The sequence below is a fragment of the Methanosarcina siciliae T4/M genome, assembly GCF_000970085.1.
In the GTDB taxonomy this organism is placed as follows: Archaea; Halobacteriota; Methanosarcinia; order Methanosarcinales; family Methanosarcinaceae; genus Methanosarcina; species Methanosarcina siciliae.
In genome coordinates, this window is sequence record NZ_CP009506.1 from 3659928 (window position 1) to 3682676 (window position 22749).

General features: G+C 36.4%; 20 protein-coding genes. 7 read left to right on the forward strand and 13 right to left on the reverse strand.

All coding sequences use genetic code 11. The annotated features are described in order from the left end of the window. Positions 1 to 313: 313 nt before the first annotated feature. From MSSIT_RS15255 to MSSIT_RS15275, 6 genes are all read left to right on the forward strand, one after another. On the forward strand, positions 314 to 964 hold the full coding sequence (locus MSSIT_RS15255) for a GDP-mannose 4,6-dehydratase (RefSeq protein WP_269430791.1): 651 nt from the start codon (positions 314 to 316) through the stop codon (positions 962 to 964). A gap of 5 nt (positions 965 to 969) precedes the next feature. Then, the gene (locus MSSIT_RS25395) at positions 970 to 1077 is read left to right on the forward strand and encodes a hypothetical protein (RefSeq protein WP_269430834.1); all 108 of its coding nucleotides are present in this window, start codon (positions 970 to 972) and stop codon (positions 1075 to 1077) included. A 143-nt stretch (positions 1078 to 1220) separates the two neighbouring features. Continuing rightward, on the forward strand, positions 1221 to 2150 hold the full coding sequence (locus MSSIT_RS15260; RefSeq protein ID WP_048173440.1) for a glycosyltransferase family 2 protein: 930 nt from the start codon (positions 1221 to 1223) through the stop codon (positions 2148 to 2150). Positions 2151 to 2212: 62 nt separating this feature from the next. Continuing rightward, positions 2213 to 3331: a glycosyltransferase family 4 protein gene (locus MSSIT_RS15265; RefSeq protein WP_048173441.1), complete on the forward strand. Its 1119-nt coding sequence runs from the start codon at positions 2213 to 2215 to the stop codon at positions 3329 to 3331. Continuing rightward, the gene (locus MSSIT_RS15270; RefSeq protein ID WP_048173442.1) at positions 3328 to 4662 is read left to right on the forward strand and encodes a phenylacetate--CoA ligase family protein; all 1335 of its coding nucleotides are present in this window, start codon (positions 3328 to 3330) and stop codon (positions 4660 to 4662) included. The genes MSSIT_RS15265 and MSSIT_RS15270 overlap by 4 nt, the downstream gene beginning before the upstream one ends. Positions 4663 to 4770: 108 nt before the next feature. Then, complete coding sequence (locus tag MSSIT_RS15275; protein ID WP_048173443.1) at positions 4771 to 5835, forward strand: lysylphosphatidylglycerol synthase transmembrane domain-containing protein; 1065 nt, start codon at positions 4771 to 4773, stop codon at positions 5833 to 5835. A gap of 438 nt (positions 5836 to 6273) precedes the next feature. Here MSSIT_RS15275 and MSSIT_RS15280 read toward each other — a convergent pair whose 3' ends face one another. The 11 genes from MSSIT_RS15280 to MSSIT_RS24275 all read right to left on the reverse strand — a co-directional run bounded on the left by MSSIT_RS15280 (position 6274) and on the right by MSSIT_RS24275 (position 18971). Beyond that, positions 6274 to 6912, reverse strand: a complete 639-nt coding sequence (locus MSSIT_RS15280; RefSeq protein WP_052721679.1) for a hypothetical protein — start codon at positions 6910 to 6912, stop codon at positions 6274 to 6276. Beyond that, positions 6905 to 7723 (reverse strand): hypothetical protein, encoded by an 819-nt coding sequence (locus MSSIT_RS23555; protein WP_148705768.1) that lies wholly within the window; start codon positions 7721 to 7723, stop codon positions 6905 to 6907. Before MSSIT_RS23555 ends, MSSIT_RS15280 begins: the two co-directional genes overlap by 8 nt. Positions 7724 to 9068: 1345 nt before the next feature. Continuing rightward, entirely contained in the window at positions 9069 to 10376 is a 1308-nt protein-coding gene (locus MSSIT_RS15290; protein WP_052721680.1) for a rhamnosyltransferase WsaF family glycosyltransferase, read from the reverse strand. A 130-nt stretch (positions 10377 to 10506) separates the two neighbouring features. After that, a complete protein-coding gene (locus MSSIT_RS21400; protein ID WP_052721681.1) occupies positions 10507 to 13989 on the reverse strand; it encodes a glycosyltransferase in 3483 nt (1160 codons plus the stop codon). Continuing rightward, positions 13986 to 15194, reverse strand: a complete 1209-nt coding sequence (locus tag MSSIT_RS25005) for an ABC transporter ATP-binding protein (RefSeq protein WP_052721682.1) — start codon at positions 15192 to 15194, stop codon at positions 13986 to 13988. Before MSSIT_RS25005 ends, MSSIT_RS21400 begins: the two co-directional genes overlap by 4 nt. A 65-nt stretch (positions 15195 to 15259) precedes the next feature. Further along, positions 15260 to 16021 (reverse strand): ABC transporter permease, encoded by a 762-nt coding sequence (locus MSSIT_RS15305; protein WP_048173446.1) that lies wholly within the window; start codon positions 16019 to 16021, stop codon positions 15260 to 15262. A gap of 13 nt (positions 16022 to 16034) precedes the next feature. Next, the gene (locus MSSIT_RS15310) at positions 16035 to 16745 is read right to left on the reverse strand and encodes a sugar phosphate nucleotidyltransferase (RefSeq protein ID WP_048173447.1); all 711 of its coding nucleotides are present in this window, start codon (positions 16743 to 16745) and stop codon (positions 16035 to 16037) included. Then, positions 16742 to 17551: a dTDP-4-dehydrorhamnose reductase gene (gene rfbD / locus MSSIT_RS15315; RefSeq protein ID WP_048173448.1), complete on the reverse strand. Its 810-nt coding sequence runs from the start codon at positions 17549 to 17551 to the stop codon at positions 16742 to 16744. Before rfbD ends, MSSIT_RS15310 begins: the two co-directional genes overlap by 4 nt. Then, positions 17524 to 18480: a dTDP-glucose 4,6-dehydratase gene (gene rfbB / locus MSSIT_RS15320; RefSeq protein ID WP_048173449.1), complete on the reverse strand. Its 957-nt coding sequence runs from the start codon at positions 18478 to 18480 to the stop codon at positions 17524 to 17526. Before rfbB ends, rfbD begins: the two co-directional genes overlap by 28 nt. Positions 18481 to 18499: 19 nt before the next feature. Beyond that, the gene (locus tag MSSIT_RS24270) at positions 18500 to 18724 is read right to left on the reverse strand and encodes a hypothetical protein (RefSeq protein WP_197080287.1); all 225 of its coding nucleotides are present in this window, start codon (positions 18722 to 18724) and stop codon (positions 18500 to 18502) included. Beyond that, positions 18708 to 18971, reverse strand: coding sequence for a hypothetical protein (locus MSSIT_RS24275; protein WP_197080288.1), 264 nt, complete (start codon positions 18969 to 18971; stop codon positions 18708 to 18710). The genes MSSIT_RS24270 and MSSIT_RS24275 overlap by 17 nt, the downstream gene beginning before the upstream one ends. Before the next feature lie 526 nt (positions 18972 to 19497). Between MSSIT_RS24275 and MSSIT_RS15330 the strand changes: the two genes are divergently transcribed. Then, on the forward strand, positions 19498 to 20424 hold the full coding sequence (locus tag MSSIT_RS15330; RefSeq protein ID WP_048173450.1) for a glycosyltransferase family 2 protein: 927 nt from the start codon (positions 19498 to 19500) through the stop codon (positions 20422 to 20424). A gap of 7 nt (positions 20425 to 20431) precedes the next feature. Here the strand turns inward: MSSIT_RS15330 and MSSIT_RS15335 are convergent, their stop codons facing one another. Together MSSIT_RS15335 and MSSIT_RS15340 are read right to left on the reverse strand one after the other, a co-directional pair. After that, positions 20432 to 21568, reverse strand: coding sequence for a glycosyltransferase family 4 protein (locus MSSIT_RS15335; protein ID WP_315968682.1), 1137 nt, complete (start codon positions 21566 to 21568; stop codon positions 20432 to 20434). Between the two features lie 14 nt (positions 21569 to 21582). Continuing rightward, positions 21583 to 22749, reverse strand: coding sequence for a glycosyltransferase family 4 protein (locus MSSIT_RS15340; protein ID WP_048173452.1), 1167 nt, complete (start codon positions 22747 to 22749; stop codon positions 21583 to 21585).

Consider the following 22749-nt stretch of genomic DNA (forward strand, 5'->3'; position numbering starts at 1 on the left):
ATTTTTTAAATAGAGTGATTTTTGTTTGTGGTCTTGTTATTCCCTATCTATAAAGTATTTTCCTTTGATTTAAATATGGCTTTGATGGGTTTGTTGAATTCGGTTCGTTCCTGTTGATAGATGCTTGTCTATGGAAATTATTCTCAATGTTAATAAGTTCCGGAATTTATTAGAAGCTGTATCGGAAAGTTTCATAGAATATGATCATCTATACTTTAATGTATGCAGTATAACTTCTGCGCAGTATAATTTACACATTCTTTTCAAAATAGTTATAAATATTGAACTTTATGAAATGTTGTAAAATATGAAAATGACAAAATGCTTGATAACGGGTGGAGCGGGATTTATAGGCTCTCACATTATCGAGAACTTACTGAATCCTGGGCAGGAGGTTGTTTGCCTTGACAACTTTGATGCCTATTACTCTCCACGGTTAAAGGGAAAAAATACAGAGCCTTTCAGGAAATATGATCGTTTTAAACTTGTTAAAGACGATATCCGTGATAAGGTCCCTTTAAACCGGACTTTTGAAGGGGTCGAATATATTTTTCATGAAGCTGCTCAGGCTGAGGTCAGGACCTCTGTTGAAATCCCCATGAAACCTCATGAAGTTAACGCTACGGGCACATTAAATCTTCTCGAATCTGTGCTTGATTCGGACATCAGAAAATTTAGAAATGCTTCTTCTTCTGTTTATGGTAGAGTAGAATATCTCCCCTTTGACGAGTTTCTTCCTGAGCAGCTTTCCCCTTACGGCGTTTCCAGACTTCTCGCAAAACACTACTGCAGGGTCTTTGAAGAAGACTACGGATTGAAAAATGTTTCCTTATGCTATTTTACGGTCTACGGCCCGAGGATGAGACCGGACTTTGCGATCAATATATTTACGAAAGCTGACTTGAAAAATGAACACATTATCATTTCGGGGATAGAGAGAATACAAGGGACTTTACCTATGTAGATGATATAGTAAGGGCAAACCTTTTCTGCATGGAAAAAGGAAGTGGGGTCTATAATATCGACGCGGAAATTCTTTCAGCATCAATGACCTTGCCCAAAAAATTATTGAAATAAATGAAAATGAATTGAAAATAATCTACATGAATCCTGTGAAAGGTGATGCAAAGCACTCTCTCGCAAGTTCTGGAAATAGCTAGGAAAGAAATTGGATGGAAATCTGAAATTACTGTGGAAGAAGGCCTTAGGAGGTATGCGGAGTGAGTGTCGAACTCTCAATTGTGATCCCGGCTTATAATGAAGAGGAAAGTGTCGTTCCCTGTTACTGGGAAGTAATAGAAGCCCTTAAGCCTCTAGGCAAAAGCTATGAAATCATTTTTTTGGATGACGGATCTACGGATTCAACTTTTGAAAAGCTTAATGAATTAAGCAAAACCGACAATCGATTAAGAGTCCTAAAATTAAGAAAAAATTTTGGACAGAGCGCCGCGTTGAGAGCCGGTTTCGACCATGCCGAAGGCAGGTACATTATAACCATGGATGCAGACCTCCAGAACGACCCTCATGACATTCCGCTCCTTCTACAAAAGCTGGAATCAGAAGACTTTGATGTGGTCTGTGGTTGGCGTTATTCCCGAAAAGATACTTTTTCAAAAAAAGTCTACTCAAAGTTCGCCAACTACCTCCGAAAAAAACTGACCCATGAACAGATTCACGACTCCGGCTGTACCCTCCGCGCCTATAAAAAAGAATGCGTAAATAATTTGGAACTTTACGGGGAACTTCACCGTTATATTCCTGCAATGCTCGGCTGGAAAGGATACCGGATAGGGGAAATCAAGATCAACCACAGGGAAAGACAGTATGGTAAAACAAAGTACAACTGGAAACGGTTGTTCAGGGGTTTTCTGGATCTTCTCGTGGTTGCCTTCTGGGAAAGGTATTCAGTCAGGCCCATGCATGTATTTGGTGGTGCAGGTTTGGTTTTTGGATTTTTGGGTTTTATTATATCTATGTACCTTGGAATTATGAGACTTGTTTATGGTAGGGGATTAAGTGACAGGCCCCTTTTCCTTGTGGGAATTCTTTTGATTATTGTTGGGGTGCAGTTTCTTGCAACCGGTGTCCTTGCAGATATTCTGCTTAAGATATATTACGGTCAGAATGGGAGGAAGAACTACCTGATTTAAAAGGGCATGTTCCTGAAAAGTGTAGAATATTTTAGGATTGTAAAAGGCATATATGTGGTATAATGAAGGTACTGATGCTGAATTATGAGTATCCTCCGCTGGGAGGGGGTGGAAGTAATGCTTGTAAATACCTCTTAAGAGAGATGGCAAATAAAGCAATAGAGGTAGATCTGGTTACATCCTCCCCATCTAATATATTTGAAACTGAAACGATTGGGGATACTGTAAGCATTTACAAACTACCTGTAAATAAAAAGGACGTCCACTATTGGACACAAAGAGAAATTCTAAGCTACAGCTGGAAAGCAAAGAACTTTATTAATAATTTGCTGAATGAAAATAAATATGATTTATGCCATGCTTTTTTCGGTGTACCTTGTGGTGCAATAGCTTATCTGTTCAGAAAAAAAATACCATATATTGTTTCTTTAAGAGGATCTGATGTTCCAGGTTTTAACAACAGGTTTGGTTTTCAGTATATATTCTTGAAACCTCTCATCAAAAAAGTATGGGATAATGCTGGAGTTGTGGTTGCTAACAGTCAGGGGTTAAAGGAACTTGCTTTGAAAACATCACCGTCTCAGGAGATTGGAGTAATCTACAATGGGGTTGATATTTCAGAGTTCGAGCCGGATTTTAGTAGAGAAGATGGGAGTGAAATAAAGATTGTTTGTGTTTCAAGATTAATCAAGAGAAAAGGAATCAATTATCTAATAGAAGCGGTTGGGAAATTAAAAGATAAACAGATACAATTAACCCTTGTTGGTGAAGGAAACCAGGAAGAAGAACTGAGAAAATTGGTTGATGACCTTAAAATCTCGGACAGGGTAGATTTTAAAGGTTACGTAGGCCATGGCCAGATTGCTGAAATATATCGAAACAGCGATATTTTTGTTTTGCCATCCTTAAACGAAGGAATGAGTAATGCTTTACTGGAAGCTTTGGCTGCAGGATTGCCTGTTATTGTCACGGATACCGGTGGGACTTCTGAGCTTCTGGATGGAAATGGTGCGCTTGTACCTATGGGTAATTCGGATGCGATTGCACAGGCTATTCGTAGTTTTGTTGATAATCCCGGGAAGTTTCGACATATGGGATTGAGGAGCAGGGAGATTGCTGAAGAGATGGATTGGATGAGGGTTGGAGAGGCATATTTGAAATTGTACGAGGAACTCGGATGAACTGGAGAAAACCTTTGATTTTTGCGGGGCTTCATTTAACAGGTAGCAAAATACCCTTCTATTTGGAGGAAATTAAAAGAGTTTCCAAGCTTCCACAGGATGAAATCAAAAAATACCAGGATAAAAAATTAGAAAAATTATTACTCCATTCTTACCAGAATGTTCCTTATTACCACAAGATTCTGCCTGAAGCGGGTGTGATCATCGATGGTGAAGTCCATCTCAAAAACTTTGGTAAAATTCCCATTTTGACAAAAGAAATTATAGGGTCCAATTTTGAGGACTTGAAAAGTCGAAATTTAAAGACCAGAACATTTTATGAAAATCACACTGGTGGTTCTACAGGTCAACCTTTAATCTTTTTGCAGGACAAATACTATGAGGATCAAAATTTTGCCAATAAGATTTTTTTCTGTGGATTAGCAGGTAAAGATATTGGTAAAAAAGAAATGAAAATTTGGGGTTCTGAAAAAGATCTTGTGGAAGGGACTTCCAGTATCAAGTCCAGGCTAACTTTTTGGTTATATAATCGGCTTTTTGAAAATAGTTTCAACCTTGATACAGAACAAACAAATAAAATTATTCAAAATATAAACTCTGAGCAACCAGATCTAATTTGGGGATATGTTAATTCCTTGCTAATTCTTTCCAGGTATATCAATGAAAATAATTTGGTAATCAAAAGTCCAAGAGCCGTTATCTCTGCTGCTGGCACATTGACAGAAGATATCAGGTCTGAGATAAAACAAGCTTTTAATTGTAAGGTTTTGAATGTTTATGGCTCAAGGGAAATGGGGGATATGGCTTACGAGGATGTCGAAGGTCAAGGTTTGAGCGTTTTCCAGCATAGTCATTATCTGGAAGTTATTAATAGGGATAATTCAGATTTTGGTGACATTATAGTAACATCATTAAATAACTATTCTTTTCCTTTCATCAGGTACAAGATTGGGGATATTTCTGAAGGTTTTATTGACAGCAGTAATAGCAACTCAAATTATGTTAAGCTGAAAAATGTTGTGGGCAGGGAAACTGGCATATTTAAAACAAAGGATGGTAAATATGTTCCTCCTGAATTTTTCATCCATATAGTCGGCGTGGTTTATAATACCGGATTTATCAAGCAATTTCAGGTAATTCAAAAAAGTTTTACAGTTATTTTAGTAAAAATTGTTTTGAAAGACAAGAAAGATGAAAAAATGCTTGCAAAAATAGATACATCCATCAAAAAAGTTATGGGTGATGACTGCGAAGTTCGTTTTGATTTTGTGGACGTGATCGCACCAAGTAAAAGTGGGAAGTATTTGTATACGATAAGTGAGGTGAATTAAATATGCTATATAGGGAGCTCTCTGCTTTCATCTTGAATCCAAATTAGTTCGAAAATACAAAGCACCTGCTGAATGTAGAACTTATAATAGGAAAATAAAACCAATAATATGGCTAAACAAGCCAAAAGCAGGAATAATAGGTGTGATTTCAGAATAGGTGTGATTTCAGATCATGACAAAAAGAGCTGGAACATTATGAAAAACAAAACCATAGCAAAATTATCTGCCGTTGCACTCTCTATCGGGCTCCTGTATATATTGCTCTCACGCGTCCAATTTGATGAAATTGTTACCACACTTACAAGCATTAATCCCGCTTATATACTTGCAGGATTTGCATTATATATCTGCTCATATTTTCTTAGAGCATTTCGATTTTATATTTTACTACATCGAGAAATTGAGCTAAAAGATCTATTCAATATAATATGTGTGCACAATATGGTAAATAACATCCTGCCAGCAAGGACGGGAGAGTTGTCTTATATCTACTTGCTTAAGAAGGTGCATAAAAAGACAACCGGGGAAGGAGTTGCGTCATTGATGGTCGCAAGAATTTTTGATATTATTGCCCTGTCTCTACTCTTCCTTATTTCCGTGTTGATAGTTAAAGATTTACCTGAAATCTTTATGAATACTATCGGGACTGTTGCATTATTTATGGTCATAATGCTTATTTATCTAATAGTTTTACTATACTCTGGAAGGTCTTTTTTTGGGATTACCAAAAGATTTTTTGGAAAATATAATCTGGATCAAAGAAAGCCTGGTAATTATTTATTGAAAATAGGTGAAGAAACAGTCGATAGCCTTGAAAAAACAAATATTGGAAATGGTATTTATTTATTAATCCTCTCTTCGATATTGATATGGCTTCTGAATTATTCGATGGTTTTTTTCCTGTTACAGGGCATGACTATTCATATACCATTACAAAATGTGATATTAGGTGCGACTTTTTGTTTGCTAACTACAGTATTGCCGATTCAGGGTGTTGGAGGTTTTGGCACAAGTGAAACTGTCTGGACGCTGGTATTTGTACCTTTAGGAATGTCATTGGAAGCTGCCATAATTTCTGGATTTAGCTATCATATTATACTTATAATGTATTATCTGTTTATCGGATCATATGGTTTAATTGCATTAAAGGCGACCGTGAGGACTACCCAGTAGGTCTAAAGATTTAACGGACTTCCTAATTCATAGACGATCATAGGCATCTCCAAAGGCTTTTTGTAATCAAAAACGTAACTATTCACGTTTTAGCTGACTTTCTGCAGATGTCTTCAAAAAAACAACATTTTTTCTGCAATCGTTTTTGGATAATTATTCGAAAAATTACAGCTATTATCTCAACTGAATCCCAGGGAAATGGCTTCTTGGGGCTTTCGACGAAGGCAAAAAGACAAAAATTTTGGAAAAATATCAAAAACATACGTTTGGTTAAGTATGGAGTTTTTCAGAAAAACGATAGCAAGAAAACTTATGAAAATTGAAAAGACATCTGCGGAAAGTCGGTTTTAGAAGTGTGGCCAATAATAGTGAAAAATCGTTTAATTAAGCAAATTGCCAACGTTTGTATGTTTGCTATAGCCACTTCATTTTTTCAGACTAATTCTCATGTCTTTGTGTCCTATACAGTAAAAATAATAATATAAAGATGGATGGTAGATAAAACACAAAGAAGGGAATATCCTGTAAGATTCTTTCATGGAAATTTTTTAGTATTTCAGATCCATGAATTTCGTACAATGTTCTGAATTTGAGGTCGCCATCGATTTTTTCATGGTTTAAATAAGCTGTTCCTTCTTCATACTTATCATTTTGAGAGTACCATGCCGTGATGGCATTTCCGGGCACAGAATCTGGAGACTCCAAATAAAAATAGTAGTGTTTTCCTTTGGAATTTTCAATAGGTTTAAATTTAAATGGATAGTATGAATTATCTTTAACGTTTTTGGCGTTTATCTTGATGGTAACCAGGTCTGTGCCTGAACCTGATTGATTCTTTAAGTGAAATATTATTTCTTCAGTGTTTGTCCTGGCATAAGTAGCTAATGAAACATCAATTTCACAGAGTTTATCTTCATTGGACGTGAAACTTTGGCCAACGTTACTGCCGTTCTTTATCTCTCCAATAGGTTTGTCGTTAACGTTCTGATTTACATCGATAATATTGAGGGGAATTGCATAAAATAATGCTGAAATTAATATCAATAAAATAATAGGTAAATATCTTTTATTATTCATTGTCTCCCTCACTTTTGTGCGCCAGTATTTCAAAAAACATATAAATCAGAGACCCGGTTAAAATACTTCTAAAGATGTTGACTACTTTTACAGCTGGGTATAATTTATTGATAAGGTCAAATGGACTGATCAGATGCACAATGTATTGGGGTGATATTGAAGCAAATAGCCATCCGGCCATTGCTTCTCTCCAATAAAATGTATAAAATATAAAACAAAATACCTGAATAAAATGTATTCCTAAAAATCTTTGATATTTTGTAATGGCAATTGCAATAAATGGTGTGAACCATGAAAAATAATGTGGGTGAAAGAAACTAGTGGCATAAAGCACTAACAATGTAGCTAAAGAAAACTCCCATATTTTTTCAAAATTTTTGTGTTGGATCCCCAGGAAATATATGCCCAGAAACGCATACATTGCTATGAATATGTAGATAGTTTGGCCATAACCTATTTCAAAGTTCATCGATAAAAGATAGTCAGAGAAGTGTGATTCAACTATATTTTCTGAAGGAATATTAGTTAATATTGAATAAATTTTGAATATGACGCTCTGAAGTAAGAATAAAAAAATTCCTGTGAAACTTAGTTTTATTTTTTCATAAAAATTTTTGCCCATACCGAGAACATAAAATGGCAAAAAGAAGAGGGGGTATGCTCTTTCCGTTATGGCTATGCTAAGCATAAATACTGATAAATAAGGTTTCTCCCTCTCAGCAAAATACAAACTCAACAATACGAAAAAAATTGGAATCGTTTCATACCTTCCGAATATGTACACCGAAAAAATAATGATCGGATTTACCATCCAAAATTTGTAAGCTAGAATACCTTTACTTTTTTCATTTAATATGTGTAAAAGAGTGATTCCAGACGCAAAATCAAATAAGAGGTAGGGAATTTTAAACAAAAATAATGTTCTAAATACCGTCCGATTTTGAACAAAAGTATCTAGCCAATGTGATGTACTACAACTTGTGCTCCCCTGATACATTAGGAGTTCGTTTAGCGGTATAAAATATTGATATACCGATAAGAAAAGAGACTGTATTATTTGAGTTAATGTGTAGAGAGTAACTGAGGTAGGACCATTTAATATCAGGTATGATCTATGATATGTAGATATCAGATCGCCATGTGCGGCAAATGGCATAAAAATAAGCCTTATTATTATACCAATCAAAGTCCACTTATACAATGTATTAATTGTGTTGTAATCATCTCTGTAAACCTGTGGAATGATTTGTACGATTTTATTTCCAAAATGATTCAATGAGTTTATGAGATTAATTCTCAAATAACCACCAACTTAATCATTATTTTTCATGGTCATTCAGTTTGGCAAAACAAAATTATCTCACCTTTATTTTATGAGCTCATCCCAGAACCAATTTTACTTTCACGTCAATAAGATTTTCAGAACCATTTTCACTATTTTATCCCGAAAATATTTCGCTTTTTGAAAATTTTAGATTCCATTTATAATCAGCTACAGATGACTTAAACCACACTACAATTTCAAATTGGTTTCATAACTGAAATTTATTTTCTTGAGCCACAATATAACCTAAATTCCCCTATTTTTTAATCTTTGAGCCGTCTGTTATTGTATTAAAGATTAAAATGTTAAAAGTTTTTTATATGCGAAATAATTTTAGGACAAAACAAAAAAATAACTTCAATCTCTTAAAGCATCAATGTCCGTTTACTTTTCCAACTTATGACCCACAAAGAAATAATCTACGTAATTAAAGTTCAATGATATCAAGAGAGTTTGTTGTTTGTGAGTATCATTGAATGTAGCGAGAAATACATGCGTTGATCCATGAAACCCACATTCTGCAGTGTTTTTTCAAAAATCAATATATTTCATGATAGCGTTTTTGAAATAGATTAAATTAATTTTGACTCTGGATGTAACTTGATGAAAATTGAATGATATCGTTTTTTGGTCTCTATGATACACCATATAGCTACTTTACCTCCTGCATAAAAGTCCAATAAATCTACGTTTTATTGAAAATCGATAGCAGGAAAAATGTGAATATGCGAAAATTTACTGTGGAAAGTGGGATGAAAGGTTCCCTGGGAGGCTAAAAATTTTATTTTTGCTCAATCTATAATATATCATACTATTTCTGCAATTTTGAATACTATTTCTCTCTCAAAATGTTTCCTAATGAAATAAAAACTTTTTCCCATGACTCTTCTGCTAGATAACTATTTTTTCCATCCGAAGGCTTTCCACTTCTTTTCTCTACTTCGCGACAAACCTGAATCAAAGTTTCCATAACATCATTTGGTGTTAGTTTCTCCAAAGAATGTATATTAGTAAAAAAATTAGATAAGTTCTTGTTTTCATATCTATTAGTTATGACTTCCAATCCATAAGAGGCCATTTCAATCGGTGGATAACTCGGATGTGGTGAGACCATTAAGGAGAGTCCTACGGAAGAACTTTCAAGTATATTCTGGTATTGATCCAAAGGAAGCTTTCCTAGAGATTTTAATTTACAATCGGGGCTCAATATTATATCTTGATGTTTTTCTCCCACAGAATAAAGTTCCCACTTATGCAAATTTTCATATTGGGATGCAAATTTTTGTAAACTTTCGATACATATCTCAAAACAATTTCTTCCTACACCCGGACGCCCGTAGACTAAGATCTTAAATGGTTCTCTTCTTGCCTGTTTTGAAGCTAAAGATGCCCTGTTAGCCAAAGATCTGTTTAAAGGAGGGTTAAAATATGCTTGTTGATAAAATGAGTATCCCTTTTCTACAAAAAAATCATATAATATCTTGGTATTCAAAATAGCTTTTGTTTTAAATTTACTTTTATAAGTACTTTCAGCGAGGGAATATCTGCTTGACCATTGATAAAACCCTGGTTCAAAGTCTTGGATTATGTAATAAAATACCGGTTCTATATCATATGTCTTCTGTTGCCATTCGAGAATAGGTTGTAAAATATATGCAGTCCACCATGCAGTTGAGACAAAATAATCGTTTTCTCCCACATCTATTGTTCTACCAAAACGATTGGCCATCGGACAGATTGATTTTGTCCGATTCTTATTTGATTTGTTGTCAATTTCATATTCTTTGAAACGTTCGATGTCAATGTTATCAACTTTGCTGTCTGTTACGATTATTCTTTGGAATTCATAATTTTCGGTCATATATTCAAATAAATTCAAAGCTGTTGAGATCCCACCAAAAATATGTTCTTTCTCTAATGAAGGTACAAGAAGATTCAACCTCTTACCTTTGAAATTAGTTTCCTTTGGAGTAAGGGAAGTTATTTCAGGTATTGAATAGTAACTACCATCAACACATTTATTGCCTTCCATACATCTTTTTTTGTCTTCTTCCTTTATTTTCAAAATGATGTTGTACAGCACTTCAATTGATCCTGAATTTTTGTAAATCTCATATACTTTTCTGGCCTTACTCATCATATTATCAGAACACAATATCTTTTCTATTTATATCACCAGATTTATTCCTTGGAATTACTTTGAATGCAGTATTTCAGTTTCGAATTAAAATGTCCCAAATTCTAAAGACTGAGAATATAATATATATGATTTAATCTCTTTTTTTCTCTATTTTACAACCCATTTCTAATAAAACATTTTGAATTTGATTAAAATTGACTTCAAAACTTGGTTTAGAATACTTATTAAGGCTGCATGATGTGTTTTCCAATGTTAAGTTCGGATTGTAAAATGGGTCCCCTTTTCCCAAGTAATATTTATATGACTTCCAAGACTCTTGGAAATCTCCAGCTGGGATTTCTTTTCCTCTTGAGATCGATTCAAAATGATATAGTCTTACATTCGGGATGTAAAGATTTCTATATCCTTCTCCATAAACCCTTAAGCATAAGTCAATATCATTTCCGCAAATTTTGAAATTTTCATCAAAACCCCCAACTTGATTAAATTTCTCTTTGCTGATCATTAAACATGCTGCAGTAACTGCAAGATAATTTCTAGGCCACGAATCCAAACCAAAATTAGTCCATTGGTTTTCAGGAAATCCGGCAAAAACATGACCTGCCATTCCTGTCAATCCTAATACTACACCAGCATGCTGAATTGTGCCATTGGGATATAGAAGTTTAGCGCCGACACAACCGATTTCTTCTCTTTGAGCATTCATTAACATATAATGGAGCCAATTCTCGGTTATGACTTCAGTGTCGTTATTTAAGAACAAAAGATATGTGCCACTAGTTTTTTTTGCAGCAAAGTTGTTAATTGCAGCGAAGTTAAAAGGATAATCGTATGTTATTATTTTTATATTTGGGTATTTTTTTAAAGATTCCAAATATTCAAAAGTTTCTTTTTCTATACTATTATTTGATACTAATAGAAGTTCATATCTAATTTCTTTTGTATTTTTTATAATACTGTTAATGCATCTCTTTAAATAATCTACTTTATCTTTAAAGGGAATTATTATCGAGACTAAGGAGTCCTCTTTAATTGCATAATCTATTAGATAATTAGTCCTATTCAGGCTATTTACTACATTTCCCTCTATTCTTTGACGTGTTAGATAATTTTGCAATGCCTTTACACCATTCGTATGTGCGTTGTCTTTTACGTCGATGTTTGAAGCAGTTGAAGTAGGTATCATTCGCCAGTGATACAATATTTTTGGGATATGTTCTATATTATTAGTCTTTTCTATAACTCTTAAGAATAGATCGTAATCCTGACTCCCCTCAAAACCAACGTTAAATTGGCCAATATCTTCTACTAATTTTTTTCTTATTACCGTAAAGTGGCAAATATAATTCACCGCCAATAATAAATCTGGAGACCAATCCGGTTTAAAAAAAGGATTGCAACGTTTTCCTTCCATAGTGATCTTGTCTTCATCACTATATACCATGTCTGTTTCAGGTTTTTTATTTAGAATTTTTACAACTTCGTAAAGGGCATCAATGCTTAATTCATCATCGTTATCAAGCAATCCTATAAACTCACCAGTAGCTAAGGACAGGGCTTCATTTGAGGCCCCCGAAATGCCCAGATTATTATTTAAATATTTTACCTTAATTCGGCAGTCTATATTTAAATATTCTTTTAAAGTTTTGCTGATATGCTCCTTTGTGGAAGCATCGTCTGCTATACACAATTCCCAGTTTTCATATAATTGGTTTCTGACCGAATCGATAGCTTTTTCAAGCCAAATTTTATCTACATTATAAACCGGCATTATTATGCTGATTTTAGGTTTATAACTAAATTCTTTTATTTTTGCTTTATATTTCTTTTTTTTTGATATGGTTAAACTGTTTTTTAGTACCCAGAAATCATATTCCTCTTCTATCTCAAGACTAGAACATGCCTGAAAACCAATACTTCCATTTAATGCTTTATCATCGTAAAACAGCGTTAATTCTTGCAAGTCCCCAGAATCATTAAACCATATTGCTGCGGAGGGATCACCTTTTGACATTAATTCAAATGAAAAAACCTTCCCTTTGCAATCTTTTACTGGTTTAAATTTGAAAGGGGTATAATCATTATCCAGAATTTCGTATCCTTTTGCCACTGAATTCCTTATAATTTTTCTGGAATCGTTTATAATGTGAAGTTCAAGATCCGAATTTGTTCTTCCATATGTAGCTGTAAAGAATTTTAACTCATTTAAGTTATTTGCAGGGAACGTGAATTTTCCTTTTAATGTTTTTAGGAGAGGTAAAGCAACTTTAGGTGAATTTGCAATATTAGACGAAATAATATCTGTCTCAATAACAGGGACCGAAGACTTTCTAAGTTTTTGGTAGATTCGATTCTGATTCTTCATCTTATGGAATAATGCTTTAAAACCTTGCATTTTAAACGTCTGAATTCCAAGGACTCCAATATCAAATGCCTGTCTTCTTTTTGTATTAGCTGGTAATAATACATTTATTATTCTTCGATATATAAGATAAATTTTCCAAAAAGTACTTTCATATATATCATCCATTTCTTTTCTATTTTGACTAATTAAATCATCTTTATTACGAATTTCTTTTTTAAGTTCTTCCACAGAGGTATTTATTTGCTGTATATACGAGTCCTTGTTCTGGATTTCTTCTTTGAATTCGTTAATATAATTATTCAGTCCCTGTATATACGAGTCCTTGTTCTGGATTTCTTCTTTGAATTCATTAATAAAATTATCCAGTCCCTGTATATACGAATCCTTGTTCTGGATCTCTTCACTTAGTTCTGTAATTAAATTCGTGGAGTCAGATATCGGTTTCTCAACAATTTCAAAAATTAACCTCTCTAGTGTACGATGTTTTGAAAGGTCATTATAATATTCAAATTTTAAATTTAGTTCCGGAATCCCTAAATTTTTACTGATCAGATATATGGTTCTATATGAAGGCTCCAATAGGTCCCCAAGATCTAAAAAATTCTCATTATAATATCTATGCACTTTGCTTACATTTTCCATGAAATCTTTATATTTTGAAGTATAAAAAATCAAAAGTTGCATCAAAAACCAGTTTGAAATATTGTTTGTTTTGATAGTTAAATATCCAAAATCATTGTCTTTCAAGAAATTTTCCAATTCATCTTTGGAAGGTAATCCATTTTCAATATGCTCTAGTAGCCACGGATGTGGTTCTCCAGTTATTTCTTTAAAATAATTGCATGCTTTCACTTCAGCGTCTTTAACATCTTTAGAATCAAAAGGAGCTCCCAGGATAACAAAATCTTTGCTGACTCTAAGCAATTCCGAGATGAAGTTTAATCTTTCGCTTGCTGAAACATGTTCATATACGTCAGAAGAAACCACAATATCAAAAGATCTGTCTTTATAAGGAGCTTTTGTGACATCTCCGATTACGTAGTTGTTTTCGTCACCCGGTCTTATGTCAATTATATGTATTTCATCATCATTTAAAAAAGAAGATAAATTACCATTTCTACCACCAGCATCCAATATCTTAAAAGAGTTGTTGCAATCATTTCGGACTGAGTCTATTATTTTTTTTATTATGTAGTTTCTTGTGTATAGATCAAATGGAAGATCCGTCAAGTCAAAGTCCGAATTCATTTGAGTACCCACCGCCCCCGTATGTCGAATATCCCATAGTTTTTAACTGATAGGTTTTTTATACTAAATCCATGTGCACAGTGAAGATGGTCATAAGGATGCTGGCATGAGTTATCATATATTGCTGCAGAAAATTGATAAGATCCGTCCAATAGAGGTAGCTCGTCAATTATAAAATCAATTTCACCTTCATCGTCTATATAATCTATGGCCATTTCGCAAAATTTAGTATTTGGTCCTGCAATATGAACGTCATCTCTATAGATCGCGACTCCAAAAACCGGTTTTTCAATTCGTTGATTGGTTTTGTATTTTATTTTTGCAAGAAATTTTTCTCCGGTTTGGAAAATATAAGACTCACTATGATTATTTAAAAACTTTATATCTACTATTTTTGCCTCTTTTGAACCCCAGTTAATTGAGGGGTCCGCATTATTTTTTTCAATAGCACTCTGCACATCATTATACTTGTTCAATAGTCTCTCGACTTCTTTTTTGTTTACAGCATTCAGGTAGTCGCTTATGACATTTTCAGTAGGTCCTATTGATACAATATTTCCATTGCTAAGCATTAAACAATTATTACATATTTTCTTGACCTCTTCCATCGAATGAGATACAAAGATAATTGTTTTTCCATTCCGTTTGTACTCATTTATTTTGTCGTGGCATTTCGTTTGAAAAGATTGGTCGCCAACTGACAGAACCTCATCAATCAAAAGGACATCCGGGTCAATAGATATCGCTGTTGCAAAAGCTAATCTCGCATACATTCCCGAGGAGTAATTTTTTAATTTCGTATCCCTGAACTTATCCAGTTCTGCAAATTCAAAAATTGAATTAAGTTTCTCGTCCATTTCTGCGTGGTTCATGCCCATTATTGCACCGTAAAGGTACACATTTTCAATAGCTGTGAGTTCTGGTTGAAACCCAACTCCCAATTCCAGAAAAGGTGCCATTTTTCCTTTTACCTTTACGGAACCCGTATCCGCCACAAGGACTCCCGAAATTATCTTGAGGATTGTACTTTTCCCGGATCCGTTTTCTCCGATGATCCCTAAAGTTTCTCCCTTCTTGACATTGAATGTGACATCTTTCAGAGCTTCAAAAACTTCATAAGTGTATGATTTGCCTGTAATCTTCCCGATTATGTTATCATATACTGTTACTCTTTTTTCATGTGGTATCTTGAAGCACTTGGACACACCATAAACTTCTATTGCATATGGCTTCTCAGGCTTAGATGTATTATTGTTAGTTTTGAACAGTTTTACACCTCCTCTGCAAATCTGGGAGACAATTTCCTGAACATCAGAGATCCAAATGCTAAAAATGCCAGCCCAAATCCGGCAACAAACATGAAATCATATATGTGTGGAATAGTGCCGTATAACAATACATCTCTGTACATCATCATTAATCGAGTAATCGGACTTAGCATGTAATAATCCAGATATTTTTCAGGCACAAGAGACAGAGGGTATATAATAGGGGCAGTGTAAAAACCGACCTGAAGGACGATGTCCCATATCTGGTTCAAATCCCGGAAATACACGTACAGAGATGCAAGCGCAAGGCTGATTCCGTATACTATTAAGAAATATAAAATATGAATTACAGGGAACAACAGAATCGTTAGTGAGAGTGAAGCTCCCAGGATTAATAATAAAGGAATCAATACCGCGAATTCCAGAATCGAACTTATGAATGCCGACATTGTCAGGCTGAAAGTAAGGATTTCTCTCGGGATATATATTTTAGTTACAAGGCTGGGCTTTCCTACTATCGAGGTCATTGCGGTCATGGTTCCGTTTGCCAGAAAACGCCAGGCTATTATTCCGATCAAAAGATACAGATCGAAGTGTTCCTGTTCAAACCTGAAGATGTTGCTAAACACTACGTATAGAACCAGCATCATGAGCAGTGGATTTAGCATAGACCATGCGAAACCGAGAACAGAGCTCTGGTACTTAACCTTAAGGTCGCTTATTACAAGATTCTTGATTAATTCGCTATATTCGAATAGGTACATACTTATTTTTCCGTTATTCCTTATGCAGGTTTCTTACCAGCTCACTTGCCCTGAATAAGGACTCAAATGTCCCTGCATCGCTCCAGAACCCTTCAAGAACTCTGTATCCCATTGTATCCTTATTTATATAATAGTTGTTTACATCCGTGATCTCAAGTTCGCCTCTTCCCGAAGGTCTGAGGGTCTTTATGGCATCAAAAACTTCATAGTCGTATATATAGAGGCCCGTAACTGCAAAATTGCTCTTTGGGTTTGCAGGTTTTTCTTCGATACCAATTACCCTGTTCCCTTCCAGTTCAGCAACCCCGAACCTGTGGGCGTCGGTTACTTTTTTGAGGAAGATCTTTGCGCCACCCTTAAAAGCCGAGACCTCTCCTTTGATACTATCCTGGAAAATATTATCCCCCAGAATAACGGTTATGTCATCCCCGTCTGCAAAATCTTCTGCAAAGGAAAGAGCCTGAGCTATTCCTCCCGCTTCTTCCTGGATTTCGTAAGTAAAGTGAACCCCAAATTCCGAGCCGGAGCCCAGGAGTTCAAGGAAATGCCCGGCATGCCCCCGGCCTGAAACTATCATTATTTCTTTGATTCCTGCACTGATGAGGGTCTGCAGTGGGTAATAAATCATTGGCTTGTCATAGACGGGTAAAAGATGCTTGTTCGTCACTTTGGTCAGGGGGTAGAGTCGGCTTCCTGTCCCGCCTGCGAGAATAACTCCTTTCATGTTGATCTTTCCTCCAGATATGCTTTAAGGGCTTCTTTCCAGTGCCTCATGGGTTTCGTTTTGGTATTAACAAGAACCGAATATTTAGGGCGTTTTGCTTTTCTCGGGAATTCATCTGTTGTACAGGGTGCAACATTTCCTATGATTGCCTTTGCAAATTCATACCAGGAACATGTACCTTCGTTCGTGATGTGGTAAATTCCCGGGGAGAGTTTGATGATTTCACCGGTTTTAAGGGCAAGGTCTGCAGCATAGGTTGGCTTTCCGAACTGGTCATTTACTACTCTTACAGTACTCATATCTTCGGACAACCTGAGCATTGTTTCAACAAAGTTCTTGCCTTGCAGGCCAAAGAGCCAGGAAGTCCTTATGATCCGGTAATCTTTCATGTTCTCAATTATATTTTTTTCTCCCAGCAGCTTCGACTGGCCATAGATATTAATGGGATCCGTTTCGTCGGATTCGAAGTATTCTTTTCTCGAACCATTGAAAACATAATCGGTGCTGTAATGCACAAGGATTGCTCCTGCATTCGAACAGCCTCTCGCAAGGTATTCAAGAGCGCTGCCGTTGACCTTAAATGCAAGTTCTTTTTCGTCTTCGCACCCGTCAACGTTGGTATACGCCGCAGCGTTAATCACAACATCCGGTTTAATTTTTTCGATCGTTCTGAGAACCTGTGCTTCATCGGTGATGTCAAGCTCTGAACGTGTAAATTTTATAGCGTCGGGAAAGACCTTGCTAAGTTCTTTTCCCAGCATCCCCCCTGCCCCGAGGATCAGTGTTTTAATTTCTCCCACCACCATTTGTTTTCAATATACCATTTTACGGTTTCTTCAAGAGCTTCCTCGAATGAATATTCCGGCTCCCAGCCTAATTCCTTTAATTTGGAACAGTCCAGAGAATACCTGAAATCATGGCCCGGACGGTCTTTTACGTATTCTATCATAGATTCATCTTTTCCAAGTAATTCGAGGATTTTATGTGTAATTTCAATATTGGTTTTTTCATTCCCTCCGCCTACATTATACATCTCGCCGTCAGTTCCGGAGTGGAGGATGAAATCTACGGCTTTGCAGTGGTCAAGTACATAAATCCAGTCACGGATATTCGTTCCGGTTCCGTAAACCGGGACTTTTTTGCCCTCAATCAGGTTTGTGGTAAAAAGAGGCATCAGTTTTTCAGGGTACTGATAAGGCCCGAAGTTGTTGGTGCATCTTGTGATAATAACAGGGAGTCCGTAGGTTATGTAATATGATTGGACTAGCAGGTCGGATCCTGCTTTGCTTGAAGAATAGGGGCTCGAAGGGGTCAGGATATCTGTCTCTTTGAATGAGCCCGATTTTATGCTTCCATATACTTCGTCGGTTGAGATATGAATAAACCTTTTGACTTTGCATTCAAGTGCACTTTGAAGAAGTGTATGGGTGCCCAGAACATTGGTTTTTACAAAAACCGATCCGTCTTCAATTGAACGGTCTACGTGGCTTTCCGCTGCAAAATGAACTACATGGTCAACATCTTTCATAATTTCATGTACTAAATGGGAGTCACAAATGTCTCCTCTAACAAAAGAATAGTTTTGTTTGTTCTCAACTTCTTTGAGGTTGTCCGGATTTCCTGCATAAGTGAGTTTATCCAGGTTGACTATTTTGTAATCCGGATATTTTTTCATTATATGAAGGATAAAATTGCTTCCGATAAAACCACAGCCACCGGTAACCAGGAGTTTCAAGATATCACGTCCTTTTTCATTATCCGTGTTTCAAGCCCGGGGTAAGTACCCAATCATAAGGAATCTGGTCAGTATCATAAGGAATCTGGTCAGTATCATAAGGAATCTGGTCAGTATCATAAGGAATCTGGTCAGTATCAGGAGAAAGCCTGTATTTATCAGGCTCGGAGTAATTATAAGGTTCGGTTGGAACACTCAGGAAATATTCGGTCCCGGTTCCGATTCCTTTAAATCCGTGGTACACAAGTGGAGGTACACTCATAATTAAAGGATTTTTTTTCTCCTACAAAAAGCTTCATGATGTTTCCATATGCAGTAGAATTTTCTCTGGAGTCATAGAGCACAACTTTCATCATGCTACGGATACATGTAAAATTGTCGGTCTGAATCTTATGGTAATGCCAGCCTTTGACCACTCCCGGAAAAGCAGTGGTCGGGTAAACCTGCCCAAATTTGTCGAATATTTCGTCATCGCAACGCAATACTTCCATCAGTCACCCTCTTCCATCCGGGATAACCCTTAGATTTTTCAGCTTTACCCCTTCGATGGTTTTCATTTTATCACTTATTTGATGAAGCATAAATCAGGTTCCATAATGGAGATCCTGTAACAATTAACCGGGAAGGCTTCAAAAATTTCAATACCGCCAGATCTTTTTTCAGGTTATATTTCAATACTGCTTCATCTTTTTCAGGATATATATAATGATTTAATCTCTATACATTCTAATTTATTTATCTTCTATGGTAAAAGCAAGATCCTAATAGTTTTATAAATTATCTTTGATAGGTTATATTGTTCGATATATTTACATTTCTGAGATCTGCACCTCTATTGTTCAATATATCTACACTTACAAGATCTAAACTTATATATTGTGAACAGTATCAGGTACTCTTAGTATCAGGTACTCTTAGTATCAGGTACTCTTAGTATCAGGTACTCTTAGTATCTCAGACAGGTATTCTTAAAATGTTAGATATGTATTTTTAAAAATATAGATAGGTACTTTTAAAATGTCCGATCCAGAAGCTTCAATAATCATTTTAACTCGAAACGGAGAAAGCACTCTCAGGGAATGCCTGGAACATGTGTATGCACAAAACTACACGAATTTTGAAGTGATAGTTATCGATTCGGTTTCGACAGACCGGACGCTGGAAATCGTTAGTGCTTTTCCTGTAAAACTTTTTAATATTAATGTAAAAGCCTTCGGGCACGGCAAAACCAGAAATTTTGGGGCAAGACTTGCAAAAGGAAAGTATCTAATTTATTTAACCCAGGATGCCATTCCTCTTAATGACAAATGGCTTGAAAACTTAATCCGAAATTTTAAAGATAAGGATGTTGCAGGGGTATACAGTCGAAATATTCCTCGCCCTGATTGCGATCCGTTTGAAGCTCGCTATATCTCAACAGGCTGGGGGCCAACAAGGGAAGTAAAGAGTATTCGGGACTATAAAAACTACAAAAAACTTGTATTTTTCTCCAATACAAGCTCTTGCCTCCGAAAGGACGTCTGGGATAAATTTCCTTTTGATGATTCGCTGGTCCAGACTGAAGATCAGGCCTGGTCAAAGGAAGTTCTTGAAGCCGGGTACAAGATTGTTTACGATCCCGATTCGATTGTCATCCACTCACACAACAATTCTCTGGAAGTCTTATTTAAAAAATACTTTGATGCCGGTACGGCACACATGAAAATATTCAAAAACAGAAATAATGTATACTTGCCTTTAATCCCGTTCTTTGTGGTGGCTGTTATTTTTTTAGATCTGAGGTTTATGCTGGGTCATGCCTACAAGCCAATCGAGATCGTTAAGTGGGTGCCGGAAGCTTTTGTAAGGCATTTCGTAGAAGCGATAGGTTTCTGGTTAGGCTTGCATTTTGATCGGCTTCCTCTTTCCCTGAAACGCAAATTTACCGCTTCAGGACGGTATTAATCACAGTTCATACATCTTTATATATATTTTCTAATTGTTTTGCCGAATTTTCCCATGAATATTTTTCTGCAAGCTTTCTGGCACTGGTACTCAGGGTTTTCTGGAGCTCTTTATCACTCATAAGTTCCTGCATTTTCCCTGCCAATTCCCTGCTATTTCGGGCCTTTACCAGCAGTGCATTCTCTCCGTGAGTAAAAACGGAAGATATGCCTCCTACATCAGTAGCTATTATCGGTAGTCCGGCAGCGGCAGCTTCCAACAATGTCAGTGGTAATCCTTCCCATAACGAAGGCAATACGAAAATATCACATCCTGTGTACTGTTCAATTAGGGAATGTTCGCTGAGTTTTCCGGTGAATTTGATTATGTAGTCAACTCCAAATTCTGTTGCAGTTTTTTTGAGATTCTCTGCTTCTTCTCCATCCCCTACTATGATAATTTCGAAATCATTTTTCCCTTTAAGAAATTTTGCTGCCTGTATCAGGTATTCCAGACCTTTTTGCTTTTCAAGCCTGCCTGCAAACAGGAAGCTTGTCTTTCCGTCAGACTTTTCCCCTGGCTTCCTTTCAAATTTATGAATGTCCACCCCATTAGGCACATAAATTCCTTTTTTAATTCCGGCTTTTTCCAGAATTTCAAGCCCGTTTTTATCCACGACTATGATCTTCTTAAAACCAGAATATCTAAGGAAAAAATTTTCAGCCAATCTTTTCAAGAAAAAGTATTGCTTATCATCAAAACTGATCCCGTGGCAGGTGTTGACGAGCGGTATCCCGTAAAATCTGGCTGCAAAGGAAATAAAAAAACCCATGTCTGCGGAATGGGAATGGATGATGTCGGGTTTCAGGTTTCTAAGTTTTCTGAAGCCCCAAAAAAATAAAAAAGTTAGAGATATCAATCTTTGAAGTGTAATTTTGTCCAGATTAGCAGAGTTATCTTTCAGACCGAATTTGAAAACTTTTTCATCCCGGGCAATTTCATCACAGTTGGAAGTTAAGATATAAACTGTATGTCCGATTCTTATTTGCTGTTTTTTCAGACTATTAACAGTATAAGCGTCTCCTCCTATCATAGGATAATATTTTTTTGTAAGGTGTAAAATTTTCATATAACTTCCCGGCTGTTTACAAAAATCAAAACTCATTTTTCTTCAATGTTTTATATCTCTATTTCCATGTACTGCAAAAGAAGTTGTTCAAATACCTTCTCCCATTCATACTTTTCAGCTTTTTTATACGCAGAAGCAGCCATTTTCTCATAATAATTTTCATTTTCAAGTATCTTTCCCACCCCTCCCGCAATTTCCCTCCCTTCCAGCCTCACAACAAACCCGTCGACCCCATCTTCAACAAGCCCCTGCGCTGCATTATATTTTTGTTTCACCGTCACTACAGGCACCCCACAGGCAAAAGCTTCGATTAAGACCATCCCGAAACCCTCCCTTGAAGAGGGCAGCACAAGCACCTTTGAAGCCTTGATTTTCCCGATCAATGCCCTGTACTCCTGAAACCCTTCAAATATCACATTTTCCCGCACCCCAAGCTCACGGGTGAGTTTCTCCAGAGCTTTCCTTTCGGGGCCGTCTCCGACAACACAGCAGCAGATTTCGGGAAAATCCTCTTTTAACAGGGAAACAGCTTTTATCAGAACGTCAACATTTTTTTCTTTTATGAGCCGGCCTGCGAAGATAACATCGTAAATCTTACCTCCCGGCGCCTCCGACGCTCCCTTCCCTGCCGGCTTGATCTCCGATATTAACTTCAGGTCAACTCCGTTAGGCAAGACTGCTATCTTGCTGTTCGTTCCCTTAAGGGCTTCAAGCCTGTCCTTTGTCCATTCCGAAACCGCAATATCATTCTTAGAGATTCTTGCAACCGTTTTTTCGATTAAGAGTCCAAGGAGACCCTTCGTTTTTCCAAGGTATTCATACCAGTAATCTCCCCATACCTCATGCCAGGTGAAAACTGCAGGAGTCTTTTTCAGGAATGAAACGGCTTTTACGGTAAAACAGGAAAAATAGGGAAATACGCTTACGTCAATAAGGTCAAATTTCTCTTTCATAAGGGGTGAAAACAGCTTTGCAGCAAACACAAGCGCTTCGGGAATTGAGCGCCTGCCGTCTACATACAGTTCCCGGGCTTGACAGACGCCATGAAGGGTCATGTTTTCGTGCCGAATAACGTCTTCGCCTTCCCACCATTTAATTCCGAAAAGGTGCACATTGTGCCCCTCTGAAGAGAGTTGCTTCCCCAGTTCATGGATGCGTATTTCTGCGCCCCCTTTGACCCAGGGATAGACAGCATCATATACGAAGGCAATTTTCAT

Excerpts from the sequence above, each read along its gene's own strand:
- MSSIT_RS21400 (WP_052721681.1), bottom strand. The coding sequence starts at position 13,989 with ATGAATTCGGACTTTGACTTGACGGATCTTCCATTTGATCTATACACA.
- MSSIT_RS15340 (WP_048173452.1), bottom strand. The coding sequence starts at position 22,749 with ATGAAAATTGCCTTCGTATATGATGCTGTCTATCCCTGGGTCAAAGGG.
- MSSIT_RS23555 (WP_148705768.1), bottom strand. The coding sequence starts at position 7,723 with ATGGTAAATCCGATCATTATTTTTTCGGTGTACATATTCGGAAGGTAT.
- MSSIT_RS15305 (WP_048173446.1), bottom strand. The coding sequence starts at position 16,021 with ATGTACCTATTCGAATATAGCGAATTAATCAAGAATCTTGTAATAAGC.
- MSSIT_RS15330 (WP_048173450.1), top strand. The coding sequence starts at position 19,498 with ATGTCCGATCCAGAAGCTTCAATAATCATTTTAACTCGAAACGGAGAA.
- MSSIT_RS15290 (WP_052721680.1), bottom strand. The coding sequence starts at position 10,376 with ATGATGAGTAAGGCCAGAAAAGTATATGAGATTTACAAAAATTCAGGA.
- MSSIT_RS15275 (WP_048173443.1), top strand. The coding sequence starts at position 4,771 with ATGGCTAAACAAGCCAAAAGCAGGAATAATAGGTGTGATTTCAGAATA.
- MSSIT_RS15265 (WP_048173441.1), top strand. The coding sequence starts at position 2,213 with ATGAAGGTACTGATGCTGAATTATGAGTATCCTCCGCTGGGAGGGGGT.
- rfbD (WP_048173448.1), bottom strand. The coding sequence starts at position 17,551 with ATGGTGGTGGGAGAAATTAAAACACTGATCCTCGGGGCAGGGGGGATG.
- MSSIT_RS24275 (WP_197080288.1), bottom strand. The coding sequence starts at position 18,971 with ATGGAAGTATTGCGTTGCGATGACGAAATATTCGACAAATTTGGGCAG.
- MSSIT_RS15255 (WP_269430791.1), top strand. The coding sequence starts at position 314 with ATGACAAAATGCTTGATAACGGGTGGAGCGGGATTTATAGGCTCTCAC.
- MSSIT_RS15335 (WP_315968682.1), bottom strand. The coding sequence starts at position 21,568 with ATGAGTTTTGATTTTTGTAAACAGCCGGGAAGTTATATGAAAATTTTA.
- MSSIT_RS15270 (WP_048173442.1), top strand. The coding sequence starts at position 3,328 with ATGAACTGGAGAAAACCTTTGATTTTTGCGGGGCTTCATTTAACAGGT.
- MSSIT_RS15310 (WP_048173447.1), bottom strand. The coding sequence starts at position 16,745 with ATGAAAGGAGTTATTCTCGCAGGCGGGACAGGAAGCCGACTCTACCCC.
- MSSIT_RS15280 (WP_052721679.1), bottom strand. The coding sequence starts at position 6,912 with ATGAATAATAAAAGATATTTACCTATTATTTTATTGATATTAATTTCA.